The organism is Kribbella flavida DSM 17836 (assembly GCF_000024345.1).
Lineage (GTDB): Bacteria > Actinomycetota > Actinomycetes > Propionibacteriales > Kribbellaceae > Kribbella > Kribbella flavida.
The window spans coordinates 6,797,572-6,814,913 of the sequence record NC_013729.1; the positions used below are offsets into that span (position 1 = coordinate 6,797,572).

Below are 17,342 nucleotides of genomic sequence, written 5' to 3' on the forward strand. Positions count from 1 at the left end.
GCGCGGACGGGTCAGTCACCCGTGGACTGACCCGTCCCGGCCGAGATTCACCGACGCCAGACCGTGCCCTGCCGGTCGCGGCCGATCCACTGCTCCAGCGCGACCACCTCCGCGGTCGCCCCGAGCTCGCGTTCCAGCAGCCAGTACGCCAGGTCGGTCCCGGCGAACCACCCGCTCCCGCAGGTCACCAGATCCCCGTCGTCGACGACCCGTGCGTCGATCACCTCGGCCCACTCCGCCAACCGCTCCAGATCCGCCCGGTGCGTCGTCGCCGGCCGGCCGGCGATCAGCCCGGCCGCGCCGAGCAGCAACGAGCCGGAGTCGATCCCCGCCAGAACCAGCTGCTCGCCGCCGGCGGCCTTCGCCTCGGCGAGCTGACGGGGAATCACGCCGCGCTCGATCTCCTCCAGCACCCAGCCGCCGGACACCGCCAGCACCCGGGCCGATTCCGGGGCCCAGGGCACCAGCTCGGCGAACGTCGTCCCGTAGCACCCGGTCACCTGCGTCGCGCCGTCCGCCGTCACGAGGTACGGCTCCACCGCGAGCCCCCGGCGCTGAGCGTTGGCGAACACGGCGTACGTCGCCAGCGCGTCGATCTCGGCAACCCCTTCGAACATCAACACATCGATCCGCATCCGCTCACGATGTCCCGCGCGGACCCGGGAGCCCAGTGGCCGGCAGGACATGGTTCGCTAGATTCGAGCCATGCACACCGTGGCGGTCCTCGCGCTCGACGGCGTCATCGGGCTCGAGCTCACCGGCGCCTGCCAGATCTTCGCCACGGCCACCGACCCGGCGTCCGGGCAGCGCCTGTACGACGTCCGCGTGTGCGGTGATCCCGGCGGGACCAGCGTGCTGGCCTTCGACCGGCCGGTGTTGCGCGCCGAGGCGCCGTACGGGCTCGCGGCCGCGCTGACCGCGGATACCCTCGTCGTACCGGCTGCCGGTGAGCCGTCGCCGGAGGTGGTCGAGCTGGTCCGCGCGGCACACCGGCGCGGCGTACGGATCGCGTCGATCTGCACCGGTGCCTTCACGCTCGCCGCGGCCGGCGTACTCGACGGGCGCCGGGCCACGACCCACTGGGACCACACCACGGAGCTGGCCCGGCGGCATCCCGCGGTGGAGGTCGTCACCGACACCCTGTACCTGGACGAAGGCGACCTGCTGACGTCGGCCGGGGTGACCGCCGGGCTCGACCTCTGTCTGCACCTGGTTCGCCGTGACCACGGCTCGGCGGTCGCCACCGCCGTCGCCCGCCGGCTGGTGATGGCGCCGCACCGCGACGGCGGCCAGGCGCAGTACGTTCCCACCCCTGTTGTCGAGGGCAACGATTCGCTGGAGCCGCTGCAGCACTGGATGACCGTGCACCTGGCCGAACCACTGACCCTGACCAGCATCGCCGCCCAGGCGTCGATGAGCACCCGCACCCTGAGCCGCCGTTTCCGCGCCCGGACCGGGACCACCCCGCTCCAGTGGCTGACCACCCAGCGCCTCCACCGCGCTCGCGAACTGCTCGAGACCACCGACCTCGGCATCGACCAGATCGCGTCCGCCAGCGGTTTCGGCAGTGCTCTCGTCCTCCGCCAGCACTTCGCCCGATCCCTCAGCACGACCCCGAGCCGCTACCGCCGCGCGTTCGCGCGACCGGGGTGAGTCGCCGCCGCGGTCAGCGGCTGTTCGGGCCGAGCCAGAGGCCGCCGTTGACCTCCAGGACCTGACCGGTCACCCAGCGGCCTTCGTCGGAGGCGAAGAAAGCGATCACGTCGCCGATGTCGTCCGGCTGACCGTGCCGGCCGAGCGCGGTGATGGCAGCCACTCCGGCCGCCGACTCCGGCTGCTGGAGCCAGCCGTTCATGTCGGTCTCGGTGATGCCGGGCGACACCGTGTTCACCGTGATCTGCCGCGGGCCGAGGGTTCGGGCCAGCGATCGGGTGAAGACGTTGAGGGCACCCTTCGACATCGCGTAGACGATTTCCGGCTGGGCGAACCACGTCACGCCGGACGACACGTTGACGATCCGGCCGCCGTCGCGCAGCAGCGGCAGCGCGCGCTGGGTGACGAAGAGCGGCGCGCGAAGGTTCACCGCCATCACCTGCTCGTAGGCCTCCGGCGTGATGGCCTCGATGCTGTCGCCGTAGTCGATCACGGCGGCGTTGTTGACCAGGATGTCCAGCCCGCGCCCGTCCAGGCCCGCGGTCAGCTGCTCGAACAACGTGTCCACGTCACCCTCGACGCCGAGCTCGGCCCGCACCGGGAAAGCCTGCCCGCCGGCGTTCTCGATCGCGGCCACCGTCTCCTTGGCGGCGGTGTCGTTGCGGCCGTAGTGCACCGCGACCAGAGCGCCATCGGCCGCCAGCCGCTCGGCCACCGCGCGCCCGATGCCGCGTGACGCCCCGGTCACCAGTGCGGTCTTACCGGTCAGAGCCATAGTTTTCTCCCTCGAAAGTGAACGATCCCTAACAACACGATAGGGAACGATCCCTAACATTGCTACCCTGGGCTCACCATGGTCGGCAGAGAGGGCGGCGAGGTGAGCGGGCGGCGACGAAGCGCGGCGGACACCCGGGAGCACGTGCTGGCGGTGGCGCACGACCTGTTCTACTGGCAGGGCATCCGGGCGATCGGCGTCGACCGGATCGCCGCCGAGGCCGGCATCGCCCCGACCACCCTGTACCGGTTGTTCGCGTCGAAGGACGACCTGATCGCGGCGTACGTCGAACGGGCGCACGCGGCGTACCGGGAGTGGTTCACCGGCGCGCTCGAGGCCGGCGGCAACGATCCGAAAGCCCGCGTGCTGGCGTTGTTCGACGAGCTGATGGTGCAGCTTGAGCCGGACCGCTGCCGAGGCTGCCCGTTCCTGATGGTGCTCACCGAGTTCCCCGATCAGACGCTGCCGAGCCATCAGCAGGCGGTTGCCATGAAGCAGTGGGTGCAGGACCAGTTCCTCGATCTCGCCTCAGCACTCGAGCCTGCGGACCCGGCCACGCTGGCCGGCCATCTCACGCTGCTCTTCGAGGGCGCGTACGCCACCGTTCAGGCGACCGGTATCGGTGGACCCGCCCGGCAGACCCGCGCGCTCGCTGAGGCGATCCTTCCGGGCTGACCTCTCGGCACCGCCAAAGACAGCTGATCAGGACGCCTGATAGACCCCCGGCGGCAGAGCGGTCGCGATGAGGTCGCCGAGTGCGGTGCGGGCGCGTTCGAGGTTGGCGATGGTGTCGGAAATGCGGTCGCGTTCGCGCTCGAACTGCGGGACCAGCTCGGGGCACGTCGGGACGAGTTGGTCGTCGTTCGTGGTCATGCAGGGCAGGAGCTCGGCGATCGTGACGGTGCCGAGTCCGGCGCCGAGCAGGACGCGGATGTGGCGGACCCGCTGCACGTCGTCCTCCGCGTACACGCGGTAGCCGCTGGACGTCCGAGCCGGTTCCAGCAGGCCCTGCTCCTCGTAGTACCGCAGCAGGCGGCCGCTGACGCCGGTCCGGCGGGACAGTTCACCGATGTGCATCTGGGTCTCCCGGGCTTGACTCTCACAGTGATGTGAATGTCTAGCGTCCGAGCATGACCGACCATTCCCGCACTCCCGTCACCGTTCTCGGGCTCGGCCCGATGGGTCAGGCGCTGGCCGCCGCTTTCCTGGCCGCCGAACACCCGACCACCGTCTGGAACCGCACTCCTGGCAAGGGCGACCAGCTGGCCGCGCAGGGCGCGACGGTCGCGTCGACCGCTGCCGAAGCCGCTGCCGCGAGCGGCCTGATCGTCGTCTGCGTGCTCGACTACGACGCCGTCGAGCAGATCCTCGCCGCGGCCGAACCCGTCCTGGCGGGCCGGACCGTCGTCAACCTCACCGCCGACTCCCCGGACCGCGCCCGGCAGACCGCGCAGTGGGCCGCCGAGCGTGGCATCCAGTACCTGGACGGCGCGATCATGACTCCCACCGAAACCATCGGCGGACCTGAGGCCGTCGTGCTCTACAGCGGCCCGAAGGACCTGTACGCCGGCCACGCGCCGGCCCTGGCCGCCCTCGGCGGCACCCAGTCCCACCTCGGCGAGGACCCTGGCCGGGCCGCCGCGCACGACGTCGCGCTGCTCGGCATCTTCTGGACCGCGCTGACCGGCATCATGCACGCCTTCGCGCTGGCCAAGGCCGAGAACATCGCCGCCCGGGACCTGGCCGGCTTCGCCCGCGGGATCACCGACCTGCTGTCGCCGAGCATCGACGGCTTCGCGGCGAACATCGACGCCGGCGAGCACCCGGGCACGACGACGAACCTTCTCTCGGCCGCCGCCGGCATCGCGCACATCGTGCACGCCTCCGAGCAGCACGGCATCGACGCCGGCCTGCTGCGCGCGGCGCACGCACTGACCCGGCAGGCGATTGCCGACGGCCACGGAACCGACGAGTTCACCCGGCTGACCGACACCTTGCTGCGGCACGCGACCCGCTGAGTCGGCGAGCGACGGGTTACCTCAGTACCTAAGGTCGGGGGCATGACGGACACGGTGCTGGACATCCCGTTCGACGACGCGTTCCGCTTCGATCCCTCGCCGACCTTCGCCGAGCTGCGGGAGAACCGCCCGGTGGCACGGGTGCGCACGCTGGCCGGGGCCGAGGTCTGGCTGGTGACCCGGTACGACGACGTCCGGCTGGTGCTGGCGGACCCGCGGTTCTCCCGCGCGGCGGTGGTCGAGCAGGGGGCGCCGCGAGTCGCCCTGGCCAAGCCGATGCCGAACAGCCTGACCACGACCGATCCGCCCGAGCACACCCGGCTGCGCAAGCTGGTCTCGTCGACGTTCGCGCACCGGAGGATCGAGCGGACCCGGCCGTGGGTGGCCGAGTTGTCGGCGCGGCTGGCCGACGACGTCGCGGCCGCAGGCGACGGCGCCGACCTCCGGCAGCTGGTCGCGCTGCCGCTGCCGATCCAGGTGATCTGCCAGCTGCTCGGCGTTCCGTACCAGGACCGGGAGCAGTTCCGCGAGTGGACCGAGCTCGGCTACAGCATGCGGATGGCGGAGAAGGACCTGGTCGAGAACGCGATGACCGAGCTGACGGCGTACATCGAGGCGCTGGTGGACCGCAAGCTCGCGACCGCGGACCAGCCGGCCGACGACCTGCTGGACGAGCTGGTCCGGGCCCGGGAGGCGGGTGACCGGCTGAGCCAGCAAGAGTTGATTGCCTTCGGCGTCAATCTGCTGGTGGCCGGGCACGAGACGTCGGCGAACCAGATCTCCAGCTGCGTGGCGACGTTGCTGCGCCGGCCGGAGAACTGGGCCCGGCTGGTCGCCGACCACACGCTGGTGCCGTCGGCGGTGGAGGAGCTGCTGCGGTTCAACCGGTTCAGCGAGGTCGGGCAGTTGCGGGTCGCGGTGGAGGACGTCGAGCTGCACGGTGTCCTGATCAAGGCCGGCGAGGGGGTGATGGCCGCGCTGAACTCGGCCAACCGGGATCCGCGCGCGTACGACGCCCCCGACGAGCTGCGGCTGGACCGGCAGGACAACAAGCACCTGTCGTTCGGCTTCGGACCGCACTTCTGCCTGGGCGCGCAACTGGCCCGGATCGAGCTGCAGGAGTCGCTGCTCGCCCTGCTCCGCCGCTTCCCGGAGCTGAGCCTCGCCAAGCCGGCCGAGGAGCTCGAGTGGCGCCGGGTGCTGGTCAGCGGCCTCGCCGAGCTGCCGGTCAACCTCGGCACCGTCGCCCCTGCCTGAACAAGCACCGAGGGCTCGTCCGGAACGTTCTCCGGACGAGCCCTCGCGGTCGGTGCTCAGGACTTGCTGGTCACCAGGTCGTGCTCGGCCTCGTACTGCTCGATGAACCGGCCGGCCATCGGCTCGCTGCAACCGATCGCGCGGGCCAGGTTCTGCGCGCTGCGGTCGTGGCCCTCGGGCCAGTCGGACAGCATGTTCCAGGCCCGCATGCGCTTCTTCTCGAGGTCGGTCGGCTCGGCCGGCGGCTCGTCGGCGTCGCCACCGGTGGAGACCGGCTCGGCGACGACGACCTGCGGCGCGGGACGCGACGTCGTCGACCGGCTCCGGGTGGTCGAACCGGTCTGGGTGGTGACCTTCGGCTCGGCCGGGACCACCGGCTCCGCGACAGCTTCCACCACCGGCTCCGGTACGCCGGGCCGCGCGACCTGGTCCTCCGGCGCGAACGGCGACGGCGGCTGCGGCTTCTGCACCACCGGCGACGCCTTGACCGGCTTGCCCGCCGCCCGGCCGTTCACCACGTGCTCGGACTCGTCCTCGACCACCTCGGCCTCGGTGACGCCTTCGGCACTGACCGGCGGATCGACGATGGCCATCAGCTCGCCGGTCATCGCCTCGCCCCAGGCGTCCTCGTCGCGCAGGTTGACGCCACCGTCGGCCGGTCGCAGCTGCTGCGGCTTGAGCGCGGTGCCCTCGACCACCCAGACCGCGGCCCGCAGGTCGTTGCGCTCCTCGGCCGACGCCGCGGGCGGCTCCTCCGGCGGCGGCGAGATGGCCCGGGTCAACTTGTTCGTGACCACCTCGTAGTTGATCCGCTCCTCCAGCATCCCGGCCAGCCGGTCGGCGTCGTACGTCGTCTCGGCGATCTTGGCCAGCCGCTCGTCCTGGTGCTCGGAGCGGATGTACTCCGCGACGGTGCCGGCGATCGCGTTGCGCCGGGCCGCGTTGCGGACGTGCTCGCGGGCCGCGCGCAGGCTCTCGAACATGCCGTAGCCGTGCTCGATCGCCAGCGCCCGGGCCTGCCAGGTCAGCCGCGGCTCGCGCAGCCACTGGACCACGCCGTACACCGGGCCGGTGTTCGCCATCTGGCCGGAGTTGCGCAGCGCGTCGCGGCGGCGGGCGGAGCTGTGGATCAGCCAGAGCACGTAGGCGAACGCGGACAGGCCACCGAAGCCGAAGGCCAGGAACCGCTCCTCGGGCCGCCAGTGGCCGACCACGTTGAAGACGAGCGCGACGATCGCGGCGAACAACGACATCGCGCGGTACGCGTAGGCCTGCTCGCCCTTGCGCCGGCGCAGGTCGGCGAGCGCCGCGGTCGCCACACCGCCGAGCTCGATGACCGCGACCGCGGGGGTGACGAGCGCGATCTTGAGAAAGGTCGAGAACCCTTCCTCGGGCCATGGGATGTGGGTGACGCCGGCCCAGACCTGGCCGACGAGCGCGGCGGTCGCCGCGGTGGCGTAGAAGGCGTAGGCGACCTTGTCCGCACCGGTGAGGGGTACGTTCGCGAGTTCGCCGGTACTGGTGCTGGTGCTGGTGGTGGTGTTCTCCTGCAAGACGTGGTCTCCTGACCGGTTTGGGCTCTCCGGCAGTTCGTCGGTGGTGGTCATGCGGTGGGCCTCCCCAGGTGGCTGCACGAGGCTACCGGTTCCCGGGGCGTTCAGGGGAGCTGAATCCGTACAACGATTCCGTCCTACCCCGGTGGCCTCCCCTGTCCCGGAGGAAAACCCGCTTCCTCACCGGACCCCGAGTACGGAATCGTTCGGCTCAGTACTCTCCAACGCCCGACTTCCTGAGACGTCACGCAAAGGACACCACATGGTCCGCCCGCTGAGATCACTGCCCCACCCCGAGGCGCTGCGCGACCACCTCGCCGAGGTCTACGGTCTGCCGTTCACCGGCTGCACGTTGCTCCGCTCCCTGGTCAACGACGTCTACCGAGTGACCGCTCCGGCCGGCTCGTTCGTGCTCAAGCTGTACGCCGCCGACGGCCGGCAGCTGCCCGAGATCCTTTGGGAGACAGGCCTTTCGGACCAGCTGACGACGGCCGGGATCGGCGTCCCTGTGGTTCAGCCCCTTGCCGACGGGACCATGGCCGGCGTGCTCGACGCGCCCGAGGGCGACCGCCCGTACGTGCTGACCTCGTTCGTCGACGGCACCAAACCCCAGCCGCCGTTCACCGACGATCTCTACCGCGCCTTCGGCGAACTGCTCGCGCGCTTCCACGACGCCACCGACGGCTTCACCTCGCCGCATCCGCGCCGCCCCGCGGAGCTGGCGCACCGGCTCGACGAGCCACTCGCCGCGATCCTCCCGCTGGTCGACGCACCCGACGCCGAACTGCTCCGGGAGTTGGCGGACGGCGTACGGGAGAACGTGGCCGACGGCTTGAGCTGGGGGATGTGCCACGGCGACGTGTCACTCGACAACGTGCTGCTCACCGGCGACGGCCTCACCCTGCACGACTTCGACTTGTCGGCCGAGGGCTACCGCGCCAGTGACTTCACCGGGGTGGCGACGACCCCGCACTGGGAAGCCTTCCGTCGCGGGTACACGACCGTGCGGCCGATCCCGGCGGCCGATCTCGCTGCCGTCGACTGGCTGATGGTCGTGGGCAGCATCGTCAACCTGCGCTTCCACCTGGTCGCCAAGCCGATGTTCCGGGGAACCGAGTCCCGCACCGAAGGCTGGGCCGACGCGGAGCTCAACCACCTCCGCACCGCCGCCCGCCACCTCCTCCTCTGACTCCTCCCCGACCCTCTCCCCTCTCCCCTCTTCTCCGGCCAAGTTGTGGGTTATCCCCCGAAATAACGGGGGCAGAACCCACAACTTGGCCGGTTATCCCTGGAAATGTGGTGGGGGCGGGTGGGGGCTGGGGCGGGGGTGGGGTCAGCGGGTGAGGGCTTTTTGGGCCTGGGTGGCGAGGGTCTCGGCGCGGGTGTCGTCGGAGGCGCCGTCGGCCACCAGTACGCCGTACCGGAAGCTGAGGTCGGCGCCGGCCGCGAACGGCAGTTCCTCGGAGAAGAACGGGGCCGGGCAGACCGCGGCGAAGTCCTCCGAGCGCACGAACCACTCCGGGGGATGACGCGGGTTCTCGCCGGCGTCGACGATCAGTACGGTCGACGCGCGGTCGGTCGCGTCGTGCTTGCCGGAGAAGCCCATCCACGGCGCCCGCTGGCCGCGCAGCTCGTCGCCGCCACTGCCCTGCGGCGCGAGCACCGTGCCGCCGGTGAACGAGCGCGGCCCGCGCCAGAACAGCCCGCCGTAGCCGGCGTTGGGGCGGCCGGCGGTGGTGGGACTGCCGAGCTGGACGGTGTCGCCCGAGACGTTGGTCATCGTGGTGCTGTAGAGCAGGACCCAGCCGTCGTCGGTCAGCCGGACCTCGAGCGTGCGCTGCTCGTCGGCGACGTGCGTCCCGCTCTGGGTGTGCCAGGCCAGCTCGTGGCTGAACCGGACCAGGTCGTCGGTGACGTCCAGCGCGACGATCCGCTGGTGGTCCATCGAGCCGTTGTTCTCCAGCTGCCGGTAGCCGTGCTCGCGCGAGTACGTCGGGCCGCCCCAGAAGTTGTCGTGGCCGAAGTGTGGCAGCGACCAGGCGATGCCCTTGTGCCAGACGTGGTCGTGCGGCCGGAACACGCTGACCAGGTCGCCGTCCAGCGTGCGCAGCGGATGGATGTACGGCCGCGGCGACTCCCGCTGCGCGTCGGTCGGCGCGTAGACGTAGGTGAACAGCTCGCTGTCGCCGGCCGTGACCTGGATCGAGCGGCCGACGGCGTGGTTGCAGCCGAGGTTTGACGTCATCAGTACGCACTCCGTCTCTCGTTGGTGGTGGCCCAAGGGGCACCGAGCTCACTGAACAGCGACAGGTTTTCCGCAGCCTGCGCGGCCCACTTGCCGACCTCCGCGACGACCGGGTGACGGCCCGGACCGTCTCCCTGCCAGTCGATCAGCGCCGGGGCGATCTCCTGCGGCGGCGACAGCCGGACCTCCTCCAGGACCCGGGTGAAGCCGCCGAGCTCGGCCAGCGGCGCAAGCAGCGGCACCGAGGGGTCGGCGCGGTGGTCCAGCAGGTTGACCAGCAAGTCGTCCCGCTCGTACTGCGTGGCGGTGGTGACACCGTCGACCGTCAGCTCCAGGTGGTCGGACGGGTAGCGCAGTACGGCGCGACCGCGGGAGCCGTGCACGATGATTGCGGGCTCGGCGCCAGGTGGTTCGGCGCACAGGGTCAGGGCGGCGAGAATCGTGGTGCCGCGGGTGGTGCGGATCCGGACGGCCGAGGTGTCGTCGGCCTCGATCGGGTTGGCGCGGTACAGGTCCGTCTCGACCGAGGCGACCTGGGCGGCGGTGCCGGAACCGTCGACCAGCAGGGCAGTCGCGGACGCGTGGGCGAACGGGTTGGTCACCGCGCCGTCGACGACCGGGATCCCGTCGAGACTGCGACGGCCGGCCCAGCGGGCGCGCTGCCAGTACTCATCCGTGCGGACCCAGGCGCCGACGGCGCCGATCCCGCGCAGCTCGCCGAGCCGTCCGTCGGCAACCCAGCTCGCCAGCGTCCTGGCGGCGCGGGAGCCGTGCACCTGGAAGCCGACCTGACAGCTCCGTCCGGTCTCCTCCACCACCTGCTGCAGCCGCTCGAACTCGGCCAGGGAGGCTGCCGGTGGTTTCTCCAGCAGCACGTCGGCGCCGGCTCGGAGCGCCTTTTCGGCGAGCGGCACGTGAGTGTGGATCGGGGTGCAGATGACCACCACGTCCACCTCGGTCGCCGCCAGCAAGCTGTCCAGGTCGGAGTACACCGCAGTCCCTGCCGGCAGCTCCTCCACCCGGGTCACCCGTCCGGTGGCCGGCCCGGAGACTGCGCTGCCGCCGGAGGGAGGCAGCTGCGGGTCGGCCACGGCGGCGAACCGGGCCTGGCCGGTGTGGTGGAGGCCGGTGACGGTGCGGACGTGGGTGGTGCCGTGGCCGTGCACGCCGACCACCGCGACCCGCGGCGCGGCGCCGGCCGGCAGGTGGCCGGCCGGCGCGTCGCCCGGGGTCATCGAGAACCAGTTGCTTCAAGCAACACTATTTGGCCAGCTCCCCGTTGATCTCGTCGATGAACTTCTGCGCGGCGTCGTCCGGCTTGAGCCGGCCGAACAGCACCTCGGTGGTGTAGCGCTGGATGATCTTCTCGACCTGCCCACCACCGACCGGCGGCGCCGGCGACGGCTTGCCGAGCTCCTGGGAGATCGCCTGGATGAACGCCGCGGAGGCCGCGTCGGCAGGCTGCAACTTCGGGGTGACGGCAGCCCGGATCTCGGTGTTCGGCGGCACACCCCGCTCGGCCAGCAGCACGGTGCCGGCCGCCGGGCTGTTGGCCAGGTAGTCGAGGAACTTGGCCGCCTCCTTCGGGTGCTTCGACCGCGCCGAGACCGACCAGAACATCGAGCCCTTGTAGTACGCCCCGTTCTCGCTCGCCTTGCCGGTGACGCTCGGCAGCCGGAGCAGCTTGAGCTGCTGCCCGGACGCCTTGCTCAGCGCGTTGAGCTGGTTGCTCCAGTTGTACGACATGGCCAGCTTGCCGGTGGCGATCCCGGTCTGGTCGAGCGGCGCGCTGATGTCCTGCGCGACGGCCTCCGCCGGCGGCGTCGCCTTGGCCGCCTGGAACTTCAGCAACTGGGTCCAGAACGACGACACCTTCTCCTTGCTCACCCCCAGCTTGCCGTCCTCGGTGAACAGCGACTCGCCGTGCTGGCGGGCCCACATGTTCAGGCTGGCGTCGTTGGTGCCGTAGGCGGCGGTGCCCCAGCCCTTGCCGTTCAGCTTCTGGCTGATCTCCGCCGCGATCCTGCCGTAGTCGTCCCAGGTCCAGGTGGTGTCGTCGGGCATCGCGACGCCGGCCGCCTTGAACAGCGCCGGGTTCGCCACGATCGTGAACGCGTTGATGCCCGCGTTCAGTCCGTACAGGCCGCCGTCGAACTCACCCGCGGCCAGGGTGTCCGGCTCGAACTTGCCGGTGTTCAGCCCCTCGGCCTTCTTCAGGTCCAGCAGCGCGCCGCGGTCGGCGTACTCGCGCAGGTACTTCTCGTCCATCTGGATGACGTCCGGCGCGTCGTTGGCCGCGACGGTGGTGGCGAGCTTGTCCCAGTAGCCGGCCCACTCGCCGAACTCGCCCTTCACCTTGATGTTCGGGTTCTCCTGCTGGAAGGAGTCGATCACCTGCTGGGTGAGCTTGTGCCGGGTGTCGGAGCCCCACCAGTTGAACCGGAGGGTGACCTCGCCGTCGGCGGATCCGCCGCCGCCGGAGTCGCCGCCACAGGCGCTGGTGGCCAGCAGCGCGGTGGCCAGCACAGCGGCGGCCAGGGCCCGCACCCGCTTCGGCGGCGGTGCGGTCAGTCGGGGTAACGACCTCATGGTGAACCTTTCTGATGGGCAGGGCGAGGAGAAGTCACTTGATGCCGGTGGTGGCGATGCCCTTGATCAGGAACCGCTGACCGAGCAGGAAGGCGAGAAAGACCGGGATCAGCGACACCACCGACATCGCGAACAGCGATCCCCAGGAGGTGCTCGCGGTGGCGTCGACGAACGAGCGCAGCGCGACCGGAACGGTGTACATCTTCGGGTCGGTCAGGTAGATCAGCTGGCTGAAGAAGTCGTTCCAGGTCCAGATGAACGTGAAGATCGTGGTGGTCGCCAGGGCCGGCACCATCAGCGGCAGGATCACCCGCAGGAAGATGCCGCCCTTGCCGCAGCCGTCGATCCGGGCCGCCTCGTCCAGCTCGCGCGGGATGCCCCGGATGAACTGCACCATCAGGAAGACGAAGAACGCGTCGGTGGCGAGCAGCTTGGGGATCACCAGCGGCAGGAAGGTGTTGATCCAGCCGGCCTGCGAGAACAGGATGTACTGCGGCACGATCACCACGTGAATGGGCAGCATGATCGTCACCAGCATGATCGCGAACCAGAACCGCTTGCCGGTGAAGTCCAGCCGGGCGAACGCGTACGCCGCCATCGAGCAGGACACCAGGTTGCCGATGATCGATCCGAGCACGACCGCCGCGGAGTTCAGCAGGTAGCGGGAGAACGGTTCGGTCAGCGCGTTCCAGCCGAGCCGGTAGTTGCTGATCTGCAGGTCGCGGACCAGCAGGCCCGGGTCGCGGAAGATCTCGTTGCCGGGGCGCAGGGAGCTGACCACCATCCAGATCACCGGGTAAAGCATCACCAGCGCCGCGGCCCCCAGCGCCAGGTGCGTCAGGGCGGGCCGGATCCGGCGCCACGCCACCGTGGCGCCACTGGTCGCGGTGACCGGCCGGGGAAGCGTCTCAGTCGTCATAGAACACCCAGTACTTCGAGGCGACGAAGTTCGCCGCGGTGAAGACCCCGATGATCACGAGCAGGAACCACGCCATCGCCGAGGCGTAGCCCATGTCGAAATTGCCGAAGCCACGGTCGTAGAGGTACAGCGTGTAGAACATCGTCGAGTCCGACGGCCCGCCGGTTCCGCCGGACACCACGAAGGCCTGGGTGAACGACTGGAACGCGTGAATGATCTGCAGCACCAGGTTGAAGAAGATGATCGGCGTGAGCAGCGGCAGCGTGATGCCGACGAACCGGCGCAGGGTGCCGGCGCCGTCGACCGAGGCCGCCTCGTAGTACATCGCCGGGATCTGGCGCAGGCCGGCCAGGAAGATCACCATCGGGGCGCCGAAGGTCCACACGTTCAGCACGATCAGCGTGCCGAGCGCGGTGCTCGGGTCCGAGATCCAGCCCTTGCCGGCGATGCCGAGCGGCGCCAGGACCTGGTTGAGCAGGCCGTCGGTGCCGAAGACCTGCTTCCACAGGATCGCGATCGCGACGCTGGAGCCGAGCAGCGACGGCAGGTAGAAGATCGAGCGGTAGAAGGCCATGCCGCGGACACCGCGGTCCAGCACGACGGCCAGCAGCAGCGCGACCGCCAGCTGGATCGGCACCGAGACCAGCACGTACGTGAAGGTGACGCGCAGCGAGTTGTGCAGCCGCTCGTCGGACAGCATCCGGCTGAAGTTCTCCAGCCCGGTCCACTGCGGGGCCTGGATCAGGTTGTAGTCGGTGAAGGCCAGGTAGAGCGACGCGATCATCGGGCCGACGGTGATCAGGAACAGCCCGAGCAGCCACGGGGACAGGAACAGGTAGGCAGCAAGATTGTCCTTCTTCTGCCCGGTCGGTTTCTTCCGTCCGAGCGTGCCCAGCTCACTCAGCGCGCTCATGTTTCTTTCCTCCAGAAAGCCCGTCGGGCACTTGGAAAGCGTTTACCCAGGTCGGTCAAACTAGTCCAGCCAGGCAGTTCCGACAAGACCTCGACCGGCGATCCGGTGACCGATTCCGGACACCTGCGAAGTGTTGACAGCGCAGTACCGGCGAAGAACAGTACTGGGCATTTGGCAATCGCTTTCCACCCCTGTGGGGCTCGTATGCGAGGCGCAGATCCAGCTCGTGCGGACCAACTACCAGTACGTCCGGCGCAACCTCGACGCCACGCTGTACCTGCTGGAGCCCAACGGCGAGGTGGACACCACGGCCTCCCGCCGCCAGGACCAGAACCGCGTCCGAGACGTCTGGTGGTACCTGACCCAGTTCCGCGAGCTGGCCCTGCTGGACCGTGACGGCCGGTTCGCGACCGTCGCCAAGGACATCGAGCGCCGCGGCACCGGCGAGCTCGGCGACTTCCTGGCCGAGGTGCTCGAACGCCCGGAGCTGGCCGCCACCCTGCCCACCGCCGTCCCGGTGCCGGCCGACTTCGTGCAGGAGTTCCGGTCGCAGCAGCTGGTGCGGATCCGCCCGGACGGCGACCGTCTTCGGCGGCACCGACTTCCACGACATCCCGGTGATCGCGTCCGGCCTGTCCACCAACCCGACCTTCTTCACGCTCCGCCAGGGCGCCGCGATTTTGGACTCGGTCCGGCTGTCGCCGCAGTTCCTCAGCACCGGGCACTTCCGCAGCGACGGCCTGCGCCGCACCGGTACGCGCACGTTCCGGCTCGGCGACGAGGTGAAGATCCCGTACCACCTGCCGCTGCCCTGTCGGCACCGGCGCACCGGCGCGTACCCGCTCACCCTCGACGGCCGGTTCTACGCCGCGATGGACTTCCCGCACCGGCCGAAGCACTACCGCACGCTGCGAACCACGGTGGCGGTCACCGAGTTCGGGCCGGGCTTCGACTTCGCCCTCGAGCTGGCCGGGTCCGAGGTTCCGTTCGCCGTCGAGCTGTGCTTCCGGCCGGGCGGCACGCTGTCCGGCGTTCAGCCACTCGATGCCCCCGGCAACTACCAGCTGGTCGAGGGCACCGGCGCGTACACGGTCGGCGAGGACCGGATCGAGTTCGGCCCGGGCAACGGCGCCACCCGGGTCACGATGGACCCGGGCGAGCGCTACACCCACCTGAACGGCAGGCTGGTCCCAGACGGCCTGCGGGTCTACGTCACCGGCCGGTCCCCCGCCCGCCTGGTGCTCCGGCTGCGGACCTCCTGATCCTCACCCGACCGTGACCGCGGCGGTGGCGGTCGGCTCGATCTGCAGGCAACCGCCCGGGTACGCCGCCTGCGTGCCGACACCTGGTCTGCCGTTTCCGCTGAGCGTGAGCGGCGGCACCTGCGAAGACGGTACTGGTGACGGTCAGGAAGGTACGACGGCTGAACGTCTCCACGCCGTGCCTTCTCCGGCTCAGTCGCAGCGGACGGTGGTTTCGAGGCTGCCGGCGTGCTGGATCCGCAGGACGTGGATGCGGCGGCGCTGGTCCCGGAGGTACGTCCGGTTCGAGGTGCTGAGCGACACCGGACGGACGCCCGACCAGCTGAGCTGGACGGTACTGCCACCGCGCCTGATCGTCAGGCCGTCGGCCGTGGCGGTCCGGGACTCGTTGTAGGGCACGGGGGTCCCGTCGGAGAACACCACCTCGTCACCGGGCTGCAGGACCAGCGGGACCTGCTCGGTCGCGGCGGAGCTCGCGGTGACCCGCCGGGTGATCTCGCGCTGACCGATCACCAGCTCGGTCACGACGGAGGAGTCGGTGGTGCGGTAGCGAACGAGATCCCTCGACAAGTACTCGGCGACCAAGTTGCCGTCGGCGTCGGCCTTGCCCGCGCGCACGGTTCCCCAGCAGCCGGTCGAGGTCTGCTGCGCATGGATCACCGTGCCGGCCTGTGGGTGCCAGACGAACCCGGTGCCGGCGCGCACCACGCTGCCCGCGCGGGTTCCGAAGAAGGCACCGAGGTAGAAGCCCGGCCGGCGTACGTAGAGGTAGTCCTGGTTCTCCACGCTGTCGCGGCGCAGCTCGGTGAAGTCGTTCCTGCGCAGGTACGGGACACGCGCCACGGCCGCCCGCTTGGCCTCCTCCGTCGGCAGCGCCTCACCGAAGGGCGCGTGGGCGATGATCCGCGGCGAGGTGTCCTGCTTGGCCGGCATCGGCACCGGCGCGGGATCGGCGGCCCAGGCGGTCCGGGTCGCAGCGCGGTCCTCGCGAGAGGTGAAAAAGGCACCCAGGTTCGGGACGGCAGGGACGAAGACGCTGCCGAGGTTCGACCGGTCGGGGTCGGGGATCACGTCGTCGTAGTACGCCGTGGCGGTCCGGTCGGAGACCGCGTAGTACGTCAGCCAGCCTGACCCGTCGGGCTCGCGCAGCAGGTTGTAGCCGAACCAGTCGGTGAACCTGCGGGCCATCGTGACCAGCGCCGGGTGCCCGGTGTGCAGGTAGAGCTCGGCCATCTCGGGCAGCATCACCTCGAAGTTGTAGTTGATGTCCATGCCCCGCGGGTCGTAGAAGAACCCGGCCGGACTCTGGGACCACTTGGCGACGTACCGGATTCGCTCCTGCAGGCGCAACTGCAGCCGGTGGTCGGGAATCAGCTTCAGGGTCAGCGCGGCGCCGGCGACCCCGGCGACGGCCTGGTTGGTGTACTGGAACGGGTCGTCCCAGACCACCGGGTTGGCCGGATCGAGGTACCAGGCCGTTCCCTTGCTGAGGGCAACTTCCAGGTCGCGGCGGCGCGCCGGCAGCGCGCCGGCCTGCCGGAGGTTGGCGAGCGTCTTCGCCAGATAGCCCAGACCGAACCCGCTGGACGCCTTGCCGCGCTCCCCCGGCGCGTACTCCGGCCAGGAGCCGTCCGGGTTCTGCAGCTTCAGATAGTGCTGGAGAGCGGCGTCGAGACGGGCCAGCAGGGCGGCGTCGCGGTAGTACGGGTTCCAGGGCCGCCGGTTGGCGTAGAACCAGCTCAACGTGAACACGTGTTCCTGCACGCGCGCGTTGAACGGCTGCGCGGGCGTGCGCCACCAGCCGCCCGCCATGAACCCGTACGTCGCGGGGTCGGCGTCGACGATGTCGTTGGCCATCGGCGCGAGGATCGCCAGGTAGCCGGCGAAGCGCTGTTCCAGCGGGCTGAACAGGCGGCGGTCCGGCATACCGGCACCCAGCGGCGCGAGGACCGGAAGCGCACTGCGCGCGCGGGCAGGCAGGGCGGTGAGGGCGGGCGCGGCGGCGACGGCGGCCGCGGTGGTCAGCAGAGCACGGCGAGTCAGGGGCATGACCGAAACTGTCGGCCCAGCCGATCCGCCCGTCAAGACCATGTGTTTGCTAATCCGTATTATCTATGCCTACTGCTCTTGACGGCCGAGCAGCACGCCTCTACGGTTC

The 17,342-nt window shown here is 70.3% G+C and carries 17 protein-coding genes; 6 read left to right on the top strand and 11 right to left on the bottom strand.

What is annotated here, in order from left to right; all coding sequences use genetic code 11:
- Positions 1-47 precede the first annotated feature (47 nt).
- Positions 48-635 (bottom strand): DJ-1/PfpI family protein, encoded by a 588-nt coding sequence (locus KFLA_RS31505; RefSeq protein ID WP_012923897.1) that lies wholly within the window; start codon positions 633-635, stop codon positions 48-50.
- Positions 636-705: 70 nt separating this feature from the next.
- Here KFLA_RS31505 and KFLA_RS31510 point away from each other — a divergent pair, with 70 nt between their 5' ends.
- The gene (locus tag KFLA_RS31510; protein WP_012923898.1) at positions 706-1,653 is read left to right on the top strand and encodes a GlxA family transcriptional regulator; all 948 of its coding nucleotides are present in this window, start codon (positions 706-708) and stop codon (positions 1,651-1,653) included.
- Positions 1,654-1,666: 13 nt separating this feature from the next.
- On the opposite strand, the gene KFLA_RS31515 is transcribed toward KFLA_RS31510, so the two are convergent.
- Positions 1,667-2,428, bottom strand: a complete 762-nt coding sequence (locus tag KFLA_RS31515; RefSeq protein WP_012923899.1) for an SDR family NAD(P)-dependent oxidoreductase — start codon at positions 2,426-2,428, stop codon at positions 1,667-1,669.
- A 78-nt stretch (positions 2,429-2,506) separates the two neighbouring features.
- Here KFLA_RS31515 and KFLA_RS31520 point away from each other — a divergent pair, with 78 nt between their 5' ends.
- Positions 2,507-3,103, top strand: coding sequence for a TetR/AcrR family transcriptional regulator (locus tag KFLA_RS31520; protein ID WP_012923900.1), 597 nt, complete (start codon positions 2,507-2,509; stop codon positions 3,101-3,103).
- 27 nt (positions 3,104-3,130) lie between these two features.
- On the opposite strand, the gene KFLA_RS31525 is transcribed toward KFLA_RS31520, so the two are convergent.
- On the bottom strand, positions 3,131-3,505 hold the full coding sequence (locus KFLA_RS31525; RefSeq protein WP_012923901.1) for a MerR family transcriptional regulator: 375 nt from the start codon (positions 3,503-3,505) through the stop codon (positions 3,131-3,133).
- 53 nt (positions 3,506-3,558) lie between these two features.
- Here KFLA_RS31525 and KFLA_RS31530 point away from each other — a divergent pair, with 53 nt between their 5' ends.
- A complete protein-coding gene (locus KFLA_RS31530; protein ID WP_012923902.1) occupies positions 3,559-4,446 on the top strand; it encodes an NAD(P)-dependent oxidoreductase in 888 nt (295 codons plus the stop codon).
- A 42-nt stretch (positions 4,447-4,488) separates the two neighbouring features.
- Positions 4,489-5,703, top strand: a complete 1,215-nt coding sequence (locus KFLA_RS31535) for a cytochrome P450 (RefSeq protein WP_012923903.1) — start codon at positions 4,489-4,491, stop codon at positions 5,701-5,703.
- A gap of 56 nt (positions 5,704-5,759) precedes the next feature.
- Here the strand turns inward: KFLA_RS31535 and KFLA_RS38045 are convergent, their stop codons facing one another.
- Complete coding sequence (locus KFLA_RS38045) at positions 5,760-7,310, bottom strand: hypothetical protein (RefSeq protein ID WP_012923904.1); 1,551 nt, start codon at positions 7,308-7,310, stop codon at positions 5,760-5,762.
- 208 nt (positions 7,311-7,518) lie between these two features.
- On the opposite strand from KFLA_RS38045, the gene KFLA_RS31545 reads away from it, so the two are divergent.
- Positions 7,519-8,445 carry a phosphotransferase enzyme family protein gene (locus tag KFLA_RS31545; protein WP_012923905.1) on the top strand — a complete coding sequence of 309 codons (927 nt, stop codon included), beginning with the start codon at positions 7,519-7,521 and terminating at the stop codon, positions 8,443-8,445.
- 144 nt (positions 8,446-8,589) lie between these two features.
- Here the strand turns inward: KFLA_RS31545 and KFLA_RS31550 are convergent, their stop codons facing one another.
- From KFLA_RS31550 to KFLA_RS37680, 6 genes are read right to left on the bottom strand one after another with little or no spacing between them, the layout of a single operon-like run.
- Positions 8,590-9,501: a DUF6807 domain-containing protein gene (locus KFLA_RS31550; RefSeq protein ID WP_012923906.1), complete on the bottom strand. Its 912-nt coding sequence runs from the start codon at positions 9,499-9,501 to the stop codon at positions 8,590-8,592.
- The gene (locus KFLA_RS31555) at positions 9,501-10,736 is read right to left on the bottom strand and encodes a Gfo/Idh/MocA family protein (RefSeq protein WP_012923907.1); all 1,236 of its coding nucleotides are present in this window, start codon (positions 10,734-10,736) and stop codon (positions 9,501-9,503) included. Before KFLA_RS31555 ends, KFLA_RS31550 begins: the two co-directional genes overlap by 1 nt.
- A 25-nt stretch (positions 10,737-10,761) precedes the next feature.
- The gene (locus KFLA_RS31560; protein ID WP_012923908.1) at positions 10,762-12,090 is read right to left on the bottom strand and encodes an ABC transporter substrate-binding protein; all 1,329 of its coding nucleotides are present in this window, start codon (positions 12,088-12,090) and stop codon (positions 10,762-10,764) included.
- Positions 12,091-12,124: 34 nt separating this feature from the next.
- A complete protein-coding gene (locus tag KFLA_RS31565; RefSeq protein ID WP_012923909.1) occupies positions 12,125-13,009 on the bottom strand; it encodes a carbohydrate ABC transporter permease in 885 nt (294 codons plus the stop codon).
- Complete coding sequence (locus KFLA_RS31570; RefSeq protein WP_012923910.1) at positions 12,999-13,922, bottom strand: carbohydrate ABC transporter permease; 924 nt, start codon at positions 13,920-13,922, stop codon at positions 12,999-13,001. Before KFLA_RS31570 ends, KFLA_RS31565 begins: the two co-directional genes overlap by 11 nt.
- A gap of 55 nt (positions 13,923-13,977) precedes the next feature.
- Complete coding sequence (locus KFLA_RS37680) at positions 13,978-14,562, bottom strand: hypothetical protein (protein WP_148256783.1); 585 nt, start codon at positions 14,560-14,562, stop codon at positions 13,978-13,980.
- Between KFLA_RS37680 and KFLA_RS36090 the strand changes: the two genes are divergently transcribed.
- On the top strand, positions 14,540-15,184 hold the full coding sequence (locus KFLA_RS36090; protein WP_049797463.1) for a hypothetical protein: 645 nt from the start codon (positions 14,540-14,542) through the stop codon (positions 15,182-15,184). The two genes, KFLA_RS37680 and KFLA_RS36090, sit on opposite strands and share 23 nt — an antisense overlap.
- Before the next feature lie 192 nt (positions 15,185-15,376).
- On the opposite strand, the gene KFLA_RS31580 is transcribed toward KFLA_RS36090, so the two are convergent.
- Positions 15,377-17,233 carry a hypothetical protein gene (locus tag KFLA_RS31580; RefSeq protein ID WP_012923911.1) on the bottom strand — a complete coding sequence of 619 codons (1,857 nt, stop codon included), beginning with the start codon at positions 17,231-17,233 and terminating at the stop codon, positions 15,377-15,379.
- Between the last annotated feature and the right edge of the window lie 109 nt (positions 17,234-17,342).